This is a genomic window from Streptomyces orinoci (genome assembly GCF_003121295.1).
Classification (GTDB): Bacteria; Actinomycetota; Actinomycetes; order Streptomycetales; family Streptomycetaceae; genus Streptomyces; species Streptomyces orinoci.
In genome coordinates this window covers 1-11766 of record NZ_PHNC01000022.1, presented here as the reverse complement: position 1 = coordinate 11766, position 11766 = coordinate 1, and the positions used below count along the sequence as shown (strand labels likewise).

Genomic DNA, 11766 nt, shown 5'->3' with positions numbered 1-11766 from the left:
GCCGCCCTGCTGACCGCCGCCCTGCTGACCGGTTGCGACGCCCATGACGGCAGCTCGGCCGCGCCCTCCCACAGCACCGCCCCGCCGGCCGCCGCCTTCAAGGGACTTGAGCAACGCTTCGGCGCCCGGCTGGGGTTGTACGCCCTGGACACCGGCACCGGCCGGGAGGTGACCTACCGCGCGGACGAACGCTTCGCCCACGCCTCGACATTCAAGGCCCTGGCCACCGGCGCCCTGCTGCGCCATGCCTCCGACGCCGACCTGGAGCAGGTGGTGAACTACGGCCCCAGGGACCTCCAGAAGTGGGCGCCGGTCACCGCCAAGCACACCGGCACCGGCATGCGGCTGCGCGAGCTGGCCGATGCGGCCATGCGCTACAGCGACAACACGGCGGCCAATCTGATCCTGGACCGCCTCGGCGGCCCCTCCGGCCTGCAACGGCAGCTCTTTGAACTCGGCGACAGCACCACCAACATCAACCGTCCCGAGCCGGACCTCAATGAGGCGACCCCCGGCGACCCCCGGGACACCAGCACACCCCGCGCCCTCGCCGCCGATCTGCGCCGCTTCGTCCTCGGCGATGCGCTCTCGCCCGGGCGGCGGCGGCTGCTCACCGACTGGCTGATGGGCAACACCACCGGCGGCCCCTATATCCGGGCGGGCGTCCCGGCCGGCTGGAAGGTCGGCGACAAGACGGGCAACGGCGGCTATGGCACCCGCAATGACATCGCGGTCGCCTGGCCACCGAGCGGCCGCCCGGTGGTCATCGTCATCCTCTCCGACCGGGCCAAGGCCAATGCCTCCTCCGACGACTCCCTGATCGCCGATGCCACCAAGGCGGCCGTGAGTTCCCTTGGTTGACCGGTCCCACACCATTCACGGCCGCGGGCTGCCTCGCCGAGCGCTATGGCGCACAGGTTTGCCGAACCGCGTGCCGCCTCAAGGTGGCCGGCGCCTCAGAACCCCGTCAGCCCGTCGATCCGCTCGCGCAGCAGATCCGCATGCCCGTTGTGCCGCGCATACTCGCCGATCATGTGCGTATGGATCCAGCGCAGGCTGACCTCGCCGCCCATGAACGCGCTGGTGTGCTCCAGCGGACGCGCCGCGCAGTTGGCCCGCGCGGCGGCGATCTCTTCCTGCCAGATGGCCCGGGCCTCGGCGAAGGTGACATTCTCATCGAGCTCGAATCCGCCGTCCCGGCCCTCGGGATCGGCTCGCGGATCGAAGATCGGCGGCGCGTCCTCACCGGCCAGCACCCGGCGGAACCAGTTGCGCTCCACCTCGGCCATGTGCTGGACCAGCCCCTGCAAGGTCATCGGCGAGGGCGGCACGGAAACGGAGCGCAGCTGCTCGTCCGTGAGGCCATCGCATTTCATGGCCAGGGTGGCGCGTTGGAAGTCGAGCCAGCCGGTCAGCGTGGTGCGTTCATCGGCGTTCATCGGCGGCATGGGACGCATGGGACGTGCCAGGGATTCGGTCATGACGCGGATCCTGCCAGAGGGGTCTGACATCACACCGTGCCGGAGGTCAGGAAGTAGGTGACCGCGAAGAGGAAGCGGCCGCTCTCGATCGCCTCCCCCAACAGGGCGTTGAAGCGGTCCGCTTCCGGCCTGCTCAGATATCCGCGCCGGGCATAGACCTCGGCCCAGTCCCGGATGCCCATGGCCCCGCCCACCTCTCGGGCGTCCCGGATGACCAGCGTGCGGGCTTCCACCCGGACATCTGCCAGACCATGACCGGCCAGCAGCCCGGGCGTCCGGCGGGCGAAGGTGCCATGGCGGATATTGACCGTGCGGCGCAACTCCAGGACCCGGGCGGCCAGTCGCTGGTCCGCCAGTTCCAGGGCCTGCGTTCCGGTGTCCGGGTCGCACACCACGATGCGCCCGCCGGGCCGGACCACCCGCACCATTTCGGCCAGCGCCCGCTCCGGATCACTGACATGCTGAAGGACGCGGTCCGCCCAGACCCCGTCGAAGATGCGGTCCCGGAAGGGCAGTTGACCGGCATCCGCCACCGCGACCCGGGTCAGCCCGCACCCCCGCATCTCCCCGCACATCACGGCGGACAGATCGCAGACGGTGATCTCGGCCCCGGTCTGCGCGGCGAGCCGGCGGGCCGCCTCGCCGGTACCGGCCCCCACCTCCAGCAACCGGCTGCCGCGCCGGGCCCCCAGGAGCTCCCCGGCGCGCTGCCGGTAGGCGGCGAAGAACGGGTGGGCGCTCAGCCGGTTCAGCGCGGCGACCAGACGGGCCGGATCGGGATGGGAGTCGATGTCGGAGAAGGCGTGCGGCACATAGCGGTCGGCCATGAACGGCCACCCTACGGCCCACAGCCCGCGAAGTGGACCGCACCGGCGGCAAGTTGCCGAGCGTACCTACTGGTATGTACGCTCGCTGGGGTGAAGACCTCGGCCAATACCTCGGAACGCCTCATCGAGAGCACCCGCGAGCTGCTCTGGGAACGCGGTTATGTGGGCACCAGCCCCAAGGCCATCCAGCAGCGGGCCGGGGCGGGGCAGGGCAGTATGTACCACCACTTCGACGGCAAGCCCGCCCTGGCCCTGGCAGCGATCAGCCGCACCGCCGAGGAGATGCGGGCCGCGATCGACGCCCAGTTCGCCGCACCCGGCACGGCGGTTGAGCGGATCAGCGCCTATCTGCGGCGCGAGCGTGATGTCCTCAAGGGCTGTCCGCTGGGCAGGCTCACCCAGGACCCGGACGTCATGGCCGACGCCACCCTGCGCCGCCCGGTGGAGGAAACCTTCGCCTGGCTGCGCACCCGGCTGACCGACGTCCTGGCCGAGGGGGCCGCGCGGGGCGAGCTGAGCGGCGCCCTCGACCCGGCCGCCACCGCCTCCGCGATCGTCGCCGTCCTCCAGGGCGGCTATGTCCTGGCCCGCGCCGCCAACTCCACCACCCCGTTCACCGAGGCCGTGAACGGCGCCCTCGGCCTGCTCACGGCCCAGGCCGCCACACAGGACTGAGCCCGCCCCGCCGACGGCGCGCGGCGCCCGAGGGGCTCCTGCGCCCGGCCCCGGGCACGGTGGCCGGCTGGGGCGCCGTATGCCCGCTGGGTGCCGGGTTCAGCTGCCTGGGACTGGCGCTATGGGCCTTCACCCGGCACGACACCCCGGCCCCGGGCCGCGCGCCCCAGGCGCTCCGACCCGCGCACCGCACCGTCCCCGCCGGGACCGGCCGGTCTCCCAACGGCCGCCCCCGCCAACACCGTTCAGCGCCCCAGCGCCTTCTTCAGCTCCTCCTTGCTCATATCCGAGCGCCCCTGGATGTTCTTCTTCCGGGCCTCGGCATAGAGCTGGTCCCTGGTCGGGCCCTTCGCCCCGGATGTTCCGGAACGCTGTCCGCCGCGCCGGGACGAGGACATGTCCCGGGTCGAGGTGCGGCTGGCCGTCTTGGACTCGCCGCTCCTGGCCCGCTCCTTGTTCACCGTGCGCGCCGCCATCTCCTTGGCCCGCTTGTCGCTCGCCCCGCGCTCCTTGGCGCTGTCCTTGATGTGCTCGTACTGCCGCTCACGCTTGGCACTCGATCCGCTGGGCATCATCCGCTCCTCTGGCATCTCGGAGGCAAGGCCTCTCTGGGAGGCAAAGCCGGGACCCGGGACCGGCCCCGGCCAGGAGCCGGAATCCCGGAATCCAGGACAGCGCCTCGGCTTCCCCCACCGTGCCACGGCATGCGTCCCACCGCAGAAGCTGCACACCCGTTCGGGCAGTGGCAGGCTGGCCCTATGGTCCGCTCCAACGCGGAGGTCGCGGCGCTCCTTCAGGAGTACGCCGATCTGCTGGCGATCACCGGCGGTGACGCCTTCAAGGCGCGCGCCTATGAGAAGGCCGCCCGGGCCATCGACGGCTTCCCCACCGATGTGGCCGGGCTGGACACCAAGGGCCTCCAGGAAATCCCCAATGTGGGCAAGTCGATCGCCGAGAAGATCGTGGAGTTTCTGCACACCGGACAGGTCTCCATCGTGGAGGAGGCCCGGGCCGAAATCCCGGCCGGTGTCCGGGAGTTGATCACCATCCCGGGCCTCGGCCCGAGAAAGGCCCTTATCCTCCACCAGGAACTCGGCATCTCCTCGGTGGCCGAGCTGCTGGACGCACTGGACGACGAACGCCTCCGCGACCTCAAGGGCTTCGGCGAGAAGACCGAGGCCAATATCCGCCATGGCATCGCCCTGCTCCAGCAGGCCGGCGGCCGCATCCTGCTGGGCGCCGCCATGGAGGCGGCCGAGCAGGTCATCGCCGCGCTCTCCGAGGTGACCGGCTGCCGGCGGTGCACCTACGCGGGGTCGCTGCGCCGGATGCGGGAGACCATCGGTGACATCGACATCCTGGTGGCGGCCGAGCACTCGGCCCCCTTTATGGAGGCCTTCGCCGCCCTGCCCAACACCGCCGAGGTCATTGTGCAGGGCGAGAAGAAGACCTCCATCCGCACCACCAAGGGCCTCCAGGTGGACCTCCGGGTGCTGCCGCCGGCCGCCTGGGGAGCCGGGCTGCTGTACTTCACCGGTTCCAAGGCGCACAACATCCGGATCCGCGAACTGGCCGTACGGCACAAGCTCAAGCTCTCCGAGTACGGCCTCTTCCACACCGAGACCGGCCGTAACCTCGCCTCGCGCACCGAGGAGAGCGTCTACGCCCGGCTGGGCCTGCCCTGGATCCCGCCGACCCTGCGCGAGGACCGGGGCGAGGTGGCGGCCGCCCTGCGCAACGCACTGCCCGAGCTGGTGACCGAGGCGGACATCCGGGGCGACCTGCACACCCACACCGATCTCACCGACGGGGTTGCCTCACTGGCCGACATGGTGGACGCGGCGGCCGCCCGTGGCTACACCTACTACGCGGTCACCGACCATGCGCCGGACATGGCCATGCAGCAGATGACCGACGCCAAGATGCTGGCCCAGCGCGAGCAGCTGCGCCAACTCAACGGCAAATACCGGAAGTTGCACCTGCTGCATGGCACGGAGCTGAACATCGGCCCGGACGGCGAGGTGGACTGGCCCGCCGAGTTCCTCGCCGGTTTCGACCTCTGTGTGGCCTCGGTCCACTCCCACTTCAACCAGAGCCGGGACCAGCTGACCAAACGGCTGGTACGCGCCTGCGAGAACCCGCATGTGAAGATCATCGGCCACCCCACCACCCGGCTGATCGGCAAACGCCCCGGCATCGACGCCGACTTCGACGCCGTCTTCGCGGCCTGCGCCCGCACCGGCACCGCACTGGAGATCAACGCCCACCCCGAGCGGCTGGACCTCAATGACGAGGACATCCTGCGCGCCAAACGGCACGGAGTGAAGTTCGCCGTGAACACCGACGCACACGCCACAACACACCTGCCGTACATGCGCTACGGCGTGGGAACGGCGCAGCGAGGATGGCTGACCAAGGACGACGTCATCAACGCCTGGCCACTGCCGCGCCTGCGGCGCTTCCTGGCACAGGGGCGGTCGGCCTGACCCGGCCGCCAGGCCCAGCGGTGGCCCCACCCGCGAGCCGCGCACGCTTCATCGTGGCCACAGCCCGCGAATTCGCCGAGCGGCAGGGGTGGAACGTCTTCCGCCACGCCCTGTCGATCGAGCCCGCCGGCTGAGCCCTCACCGACAACCAGCAGGCTGGGTGCCGATCCGCGCGGCCACGCAGGGGTCCTCGTTGCGGTAGCCCAGGCGCGTGTAGAGCCGTTCCGCAGGAGTGTTGCCGGCAAGCTGCCACAGCGTGCAGCAGCCGTACCGGCGGACGGCGTACCGGGTCAGCCACGAGGTGAGTGCCGCGCCGAGCCCCTGTCCGCGCTGGGCCGCGTCGGTGGCGACGGACGCCATCAGCGGCGCGCCGCTGTCCCGCAGAGTGCTCATGGCACCGCACGCCACCAGCCGCCCGCCCGCGTCACGGATCCCCGCCCAGAGACTGACGTCCGAGGAGCCGGGCCCGGTCGAGTGGGCCGGGCTGTGCTCGCGCAGGAAGGCGAGCAGTTCGCCGTGGTGTGCCGCGTCCAGCTCGGTCACCCGCTCCTCCGCCGGATGGAGCGGCGGCTCATCGAGCGTCCAGCGGAAGGCCCAGGCGACCGGACCGGCCACCGCGAGATGGCGGCCGACCAGCACATCAACGCCCCGCGGTCCGGTGAACTCCCTTACCTTTTCAGGAAGTTGGTGAGCCGCCCGGAGGATGAGACCGGCCGCGGCGGTCGGTTCGCCGACGCTCCACAGGTGGCCGCGCGGCTCGTCGAGCCAGGCCACCGCGCCGTCACCGGACCAGCTGATCCGGTCGGCCGGGCGCGGCCGCGCGGCGCCGAAGCGCAGCAGGGCCGAGCCGGTCTGCAGCTCCAGGCCCTGGGTGAAGAGGTCAGCGGTCCGGGGAGGAAGAGTCGTCGCCTGCATCGTTCTCCGGGAAAGGATTCCTCTGTAGGGGGCACGGAAGGGCGGGCGGACGGTCCGGATCTGCGCAGAGCAGGGCCGGAACCGGCATTCGCGGATGGGAGTTATGGGGAGTTCCGGCAGCCGCCGCGCACCTGGCGGAGCTCTTGGCGAACCGGAGGGCCCACTGTGGCATACCGCCCCCGGCCCGGCGCAAATCCGGCGGATCCTTCTCGGGAAAGCGCTGGGCCACAACCAGGCGTTTCCCGGATGCACAGCGCCTGAGGATCGTCCCGGCATACCATCCTCCGTACCGATCCGTGAGCGGAGGCAATTGGGCATGGTGGAGCCGCAACCTTTCGTGAACGACCGAGACTTGGCCGGGAGTGGGCAGCGCCGGGCGGTGGTCATCGGCGGCAGTCTGGCCGGTCTGCTGGCCGCGCGGGTGCTGGCCGATCACGCGGACTCGGTGACCATCGTGGAACGGGACCGGTTTCCGCAGGGGCCCCGGTCACGGGCCGGGGTGCCGCAGGACCGGCATACCCATGTGATGCTGGAAAGCGGCCAGCAGGCGCTGGAGACCCTGTTGCCGGGCATCTGCGCGGAGATGAGCGAGGAGGGCTCGCCCCGGGTGGGGCTGCCCAATGACCTGGTGGCCTGGCAGAGCGGACGGTGGAACCGGCGCACCGCCGCCACCTCCCATATCCTCACCGGCACCCGCCCGTTGACCGAGTGGGTGGTACGGCGCCGGGTGCTGGCCGATGCCCGGATCAAGGTGCTGGAGCACACCGAGGTGATGGGCCTGCTGGGGAACGCGGCCCGGGTGCGCGGGGTACGGATCCGCGAGCGCGGCCCGGACGCGGCGCGGCGGGACGGCGTGGCGCTGGACGCGGAGCTGGTGGTGGACGCGTCCGGCCGCGCCTCCCACGCCCCGGACTGGCTGGCCGCGCTGGGGGCCGAACCGCCGCGCCAGGAGACCCTGGAGACCGGTCTGGCCTATGCCACCCGGCTGTACCGGCGACAGCCGGGCGCACCCGAATTCCCTTATGGCGGGATCCACTTCCTGCCCAACCCGGGCCAGCAGCGCACCGGCCTGCTGCTGCCGGCCGAGGACGGGCTGTGGACCGTACTGCTGGCCGGGCTGCGCGGCAGCGAACCCCCCACCGACGAGGCCGGGTTCGAGGATTTCGCGGGGCTGCTGCCGCACCCGGTGCTACGGGACTGGCTGCGTACCGCCGAACCGGCGTCACCGGTGCATGGCTTCCGTAACACCGCCAATATCCGGCGGCGTTACGATCTGCCGGGCCGCCGCCCGGCCGGTTTCCTGGCCACCGGTGAGGCACTGTGTTCCTTCAACCCAACCTATGGCCAGGGGATGAGTGTGGCCGCGCTGAGCGCGCTGGCGCTGCGCGACGCACTGAACGGCCAGGGCGGTACGCCCACCACGCTGCGGGTACAGCGAGCGCTGTCCGGTGCGGCGCGGCAGGCATGGGAGATCGCGACCGGCGCGGACCGGAAGATGCCGGGGGCGCGGGGCAGTGCGACGCGGTCCACGCTGCTCGACCGCCCGGCCGACTGGTACCTCGGCCGGGTCCAGCGCCGCTCCTGCGGCGATCCCCGGGTGGGCGCGGCGTTCCGCAAAGTGCTGGCCCTGAGCGCGCCGACCACTTCGCTGTTCGCCCCCGCGATCGCCCGGGCGGTGCTCTTCGGCCCGGAGCCCCCGGCTCCGGCCGAGCCGCCCGCGCGGCTGGAGTGACAAGCCCGGCCTCCCGGAAAGGGTGGCGCGGCCCGCCGCAGGCACAATCACCGGCACCCGCGCACGGCGGGAACCCCGACGAACCCAACCCGCGGCGGCAACCACCTCACCGATCCATGGTGAGGACCATCCGGAAGCGGGCGGCCCCGCTGAGCATCCGCTCAAATGCCTGGTTGACCTCCTCCAGCGGAACGGGCTCGATCATGGGCCGGATCCCGCTGAGAGCGGTGAAGGCCATGGTGTCCTGAATGTCCTGGGCGGTTCCGGAGGGGTGGCCGTGCACGGTACGGCTGCCCGAGATCAGCGCCAAGGGGCTGATGGACATGGGCTCGGGCACGGCGCCCAGCACGATCAGCTCGCCGCGGTGGGCCAGGCCGTCCACCGTGGCGCTCATGGCGTCGGCGTTGGCCGCGGTGCCCAGGACGACCTTGGCGCCGCCCAGGTTCTGCAGGGCGTCGGACACCTCGGTGGTGGTGCTGTCGATGTAGTGCCGGGCCCCGAGCCGGTGGGCCAGGTCCGCCTTGTCGGCGCCCCGGGCGATGGCGACGGTCTCGAAGCCCAGCTTGGCGGCGTACTGCACGCCCAGGTGGCCCAGGCCGCCCAGGCCCAGCACGGCGACCAGGTCACCGGGGCGGGCGGTGCTCTGCCGCAGGGCGTGGAAGGTGGTCACCCCGGCGCAGCCCAGTGGGGCGGCCTCGGCGGCGGGCAGCTCGTCGGGGATACGGGCCAGGGCCTGCTCGGGGGCGACCATGGCCTCGGCGTAGCCGCCCGGGTAGGCCCAGCCGGGCACCCGGAGGTTCGCGCAGTTGATGAAGTCGCCCTCCCGGCAGGGGCGGCAGTGCCCGCACTGGCCGCCGAACCAGCCGACGGCGACCCGGTCGCCGGTCCGCCAGCCGGTCACCCCCTCCCCGAGGGCATCGATGCGGCCCGCCACCTCATGGCCGGTGACCAGCGGAAACTCCACGCCGGGGAAGGCGTTGTGCACAAAGGCGGCATCGGTGTGGCATACCCCGCACGCCTCGATGGCGATCCGGACATGCCCCGGGCCGGGCTGGGGCAGTTCCCGCTCGACGATCTCGAACTTTCCGCCGGGGGTGGTGACTTGGGCCACGCGCATGGAAGTCATAAGGGGTCTCTTTCCTGGAGGGTGGGTGAGGAGAGCGGGCGGGAGACGCCACCCGCCCCATAGCGACGATACACCTGCAAATATATCGACGCTACATTTACGACTCACCATTTTTAGCGCTGATGCACCGGCGCCTATATCATCGATATATGCCGACAAGCCCCCGCGACCGCATCCTCCAGGCCGCCGCCCAGCTGCTCGCCGCCTCCGGCGGAGCGCCGGTGTCCACCCGCGCCATCTGTGAGGCGGCCGGGGTCGGAGCGCCGACCCTCTACCACCACTTCGGCGACAAACAAGGGCTGTTCGACGCGGTGGTGGCTCATGGCTTCGAGCGGTACCTGGCCGAGAAGAAGGCCACCGAGCCCTCCGGCGACCCGGTGGAGGACCTGCGCCGCGGCTGGGACACCCATGTCGAGTACGGGCGCACCCACCCGGCCTTCTACACCCTGATGTATGGCTCACCCCGCTCCGGCCCGCCCTCGGCCGCGGCCACCGAGGCTCATGGCGCCCTGCTCCAGCTGTGCCGGCGCGCCGCCGAGGCGGGCAGACTGCGGGTGCCGCCGGAACTGGCCGCCCGGATGGTGCTGGCCGCCAATACAGGGGTGACGCTGTCCCTGATCAGCGCCCCGGACGCCGACGCCGGTCAGCTCTCCCGGCATACCCGGGACGCGATCCTCGACGCCATCACGGTCCGGGACGCACACCGGACGCGACCGGAACCCGCCGCTCCGGCAGACCACCGCAGCGCGGCGAATGCCCTCGCCGGCACCCTGGGCGACGCCCCGGCCCCGGGCCTGACCGCCCGGGAGACCGGCCTGCTGCGCGAATGGCTGGACCGCATCGCCGCCGGGGGCACCCCGTAAGGGAAGAAGCCGGCGCCCCCGTTCCCGGGCGCACCGGTCCGCCGACGACCCGGCCGCCGCCGTCAACAGCGGCAACCACTCGGTGGTGATGACCGCCGGTCACCGCGTCCGGCGGCCGGCCCCGCGCACAGCACCACCGCACCCTGGCCCCACCTCGGCACGGCGGCCCGGCGGTCTTCGGCCAGGCACAGCGCGGCTGACGTGCCATCAGCCGGTGCACCCGGAGGGCCCATGGCAGCGCCATGGGCCCTCCCTTGTGTTCAGCTGGGCGGACCTTAGGTTAGGCTAACCTCACTCCACATCCGGTGATCTTGTTGGCCCCTGGAGGCAGCGCATCGTGACCCCCGCATTCCCCGCCGAAGCACCCCCGGCAGCCTGGCCCATATCCGCCTCACCGGCCGACCGGGCGTATCTGCTCAACGACGAGAACGCGGAAACCTACCGGCAGACGCTGGCCGAGGGAGTGGCCAGAGTGGCGGCCCGGCTGGCGCGGACCGACCGGCCGTTCACCGGCATCACCCCCGAGCGGCTCGCCCCGGTCATTGACGGCATCGACCTCGACCGGCCTCTGGAAGACGCCACCGCCGCCCTGGACGAACTGGAACGGGTCTATCTGCGGGACGCGGTCTACTTCCACCACCCCCGCTATCTGGCCCACCTCAACTGCCCGGTGGTGATACCGGCGGTGGTCGGCGAGGCGGTGCTCTCGGCCGTCAACTCCTCGCTGGACACCTGGGACCAGAGCGCGGGCGGCACCCTGATCGAGCGCCGGCTGATCGACTGGACGGCGGGGCGCATCGGCTTCGGCAAGGCCGCCGACGGCATCTTCACCAGCGGCGGCTCCCAGTCCAACCTCCAGGCGCTGCTGCTGGCCCGGGACGAGGCCTGCCGGATGGTGCGCAAAAACTCCCCAACCGCCCTGCGCACCCCCGAGATCCTGCCCCGGCTGCGCATTCTGGCCTCCGAATGCGGCCACTTCAGCGTCCAGAAATCGGCCACCCTGCTGGGCCTGGGCGCCGAGGCCGTGATCACCGTCGAGTGCGATGAGAACCGCCGGATGCGGCCCCAGGCGCTGGAGCGCGAACTGCGCCGGCTGCGGGACGAGGACCTGGTGCCCATGGCGGTGGTGGCCACCGCGGGCACCACCGACTTCGGCAGCATCGACCCGCTGCCCGCCGTCGCCGCGCTGTGCGAGCGATTCGGAACCTGGTTCCATGTGGACGCGGCCTATGGCTGCGGCCTGCTGGTCTCCCGCCGGCGGGCGCTGCTGGAGGGCATCGAGCGCGCCGACTCGGTGACCGTGGACTATCACAAGTCCTTCTTCCAGCCGGTCAGTTCCAGCGCCCTCATCGTGGCCGACCACACCACCCTGCGGCATGTCACCTACCACGCGGACTACCTCAACCCCAAGCGCATGGCGGAGCAGCGCATCCCCAACCAGGTGGACAAATCCCTGCAGACCACCCGGCGCTTCGACGCCCTCAAACTCTGGCTGACCCTGCGCATCATGGGCGCGGAAGCCGTCGGCCGGCTCTTCGACGAGGTGGTGGACCGGGCCGGGCAGGGCTATGAACTGCTGCGCCGGGACGGCAGGTTCGAGGTGGTCACCGAGCCCACGCTGAGCACCCTGGTCTTCCGCTATCTGCCCGCGCGNNGCGGCG

The 11766-nt window shown here is 71.5% G+C and carries 11 protein-coding genes; 6 read left to right on the top strand and 5 right to left on the bottom strand.

Features of this window, described 5'->3' with window-relative positions; genetic code table 11:
* Positions 1–861 (top strand): class A beta-lactamase (bla, locus tag CV755_RS14375; RefSeq protein ID WP_109280632.1); only part of this gene is annotated, 861 nt, incomplete at its 5' end.
* Positions 862–956: 95 nt separating this feature from the next.
* Here bla and CV755_RS14370 read toward each other — a convergent pair.
* Positions 957–1481 carry a DinB family protein gene (locus CV755_RS14370; protein ID WP_241561212.1) on the bottom strand — a complete coding sequence of 175 codons (525 nt, stop codon included), beginning with the start codon at positions 1479–1481 and terminating at the stop codon, positions 957–959.
* Positions 1482–1510: 29 nt separating this feature from the next.
* On the bottom strand, positions 1511–2308 hold the full coding sequence (locus CV755_RS14365; protein ID WP_109280631.1) for a methyltransferase domain-containing protein: 798 nt from the start codon (positions 2306–2308) through the stop codon (positions 1511–1513).
* Between the two features lie 90 nt (positions 2309–2398).
* Between CV755_RS14365 and CV755_RS14360 the strand changes: the two genes are divergently transcribed.
* Entirely contained in the window at positions 2399–2983 is a 585-nt protein-coding gene (locus CV755_RS14360; RefSeq protein ID WP_241561211.1) for a TetR/AcrR family transcriptional regulator, read from the top strand.
* Between the two features lie 245 nt (positions 2984–3228).
* Here CV755_RS14360 and CV755_RS14355 read toward each other — a convergent pair whose 3' ends face one another.
* The gene (locus CV755_RS14355) at positions 3229–3555 is read right to left on the bottom strand and encodes a plasmid stabilization protein (RefSeq protein WP_109280633.1); all 327 of its coding nucleotides are present in this window, start codon (positions 3553–3555) and stop codon (positions 3229–3231) included.
* Between the two features lie 186 nt (positions 3556–3741).
* Between CV755_RS14355 and polX the strand changes: the two genes are divergently transcribed.
* Positions 3742–5469, top strand: coding sequence for a DNA polymerase/3'-5' exonuclease PolX (polX, locus tag CV755_RS14350; RefSeq protein ID WP_109280629.1), 1728 nt, complete (start codon positions 3742–3744; stop codon positions 5467–5469).
* A 138-nt stretch (positions 5470–5607) separates the two neighbouring features.
* Here polX and CV755_RS14345 read toward each other — a convergent pair whose 3' ends face one another.
* Positions 5608–6384: a GNAT family N-acetyltransferase gene (locus CV755_RS14345; protein ID WP_109280628.1), complete on the bottom strand. Its 777-nt coding sequence runs from the start codon at positions 6382–6384 to the stop codon at positions 5608–5610.
* 337 nt (positions 6385–6721) lie between these two features.
* Here CV755_RS14345 and CV755_RS14340 point away from each other — a divergent pair, with 337 nt between their 5' ends.
* Complete coding sequence (locus CV755_RS14340; RefSeq protein WP_422070549.1) at positions 6722–8116, top strand: NAD(P)/FAD-dependent oxidoreductase; 1395 nt, start codon at positions 6722–6724, stop codon at positions 8114–8116.
* Positions 8117–8222: 106 nt separating this feature from the next.
* Here CV755_RS14340 and CV755_RS14335 read toward each other — a convergent pair whose 3' ends face one another.
* On the bottom strand, positions 8223–9242 hold the full coding sequence (locus tag CV755_RS14335; RefSeq protein ID WP_109280626.1) for an alcohol dehydrogenase: 1020 nt from the start codon (positions 9240–9242) through the stop codon (positions 8223–8225).
* 149 nt (positions 9243–9391) lie between these two features.
* On the opposite strand from CV755_RS14335, the gene CV755_RS14330 reads away from it, so the two are divergent.
* Both CV755_RS14330 and CV755_RS14325 read left to right on the top strand, forming a co-directional pair.
* On the top strand, positions 9392–10105 hold the full coding sequence (locus CV755_RS14330; RefSeq protein WP_109280625.1) for a TetR/AcrR family transcriptional regulator: 714 nt from the start codon (positions 9392–9394) through the stop codon (positions 10103–10105).
* A gap of 382 nt (positions 10106–10487) precedes the next feature.
* The coding region (locus tag CV755_RS14325; RefSeq protein ID WP_241561213.1) for a pyridoxal-dependent decarboxylase at positions 10488–11766 on the top strand (1279 nt) is incomplete at its 3' end.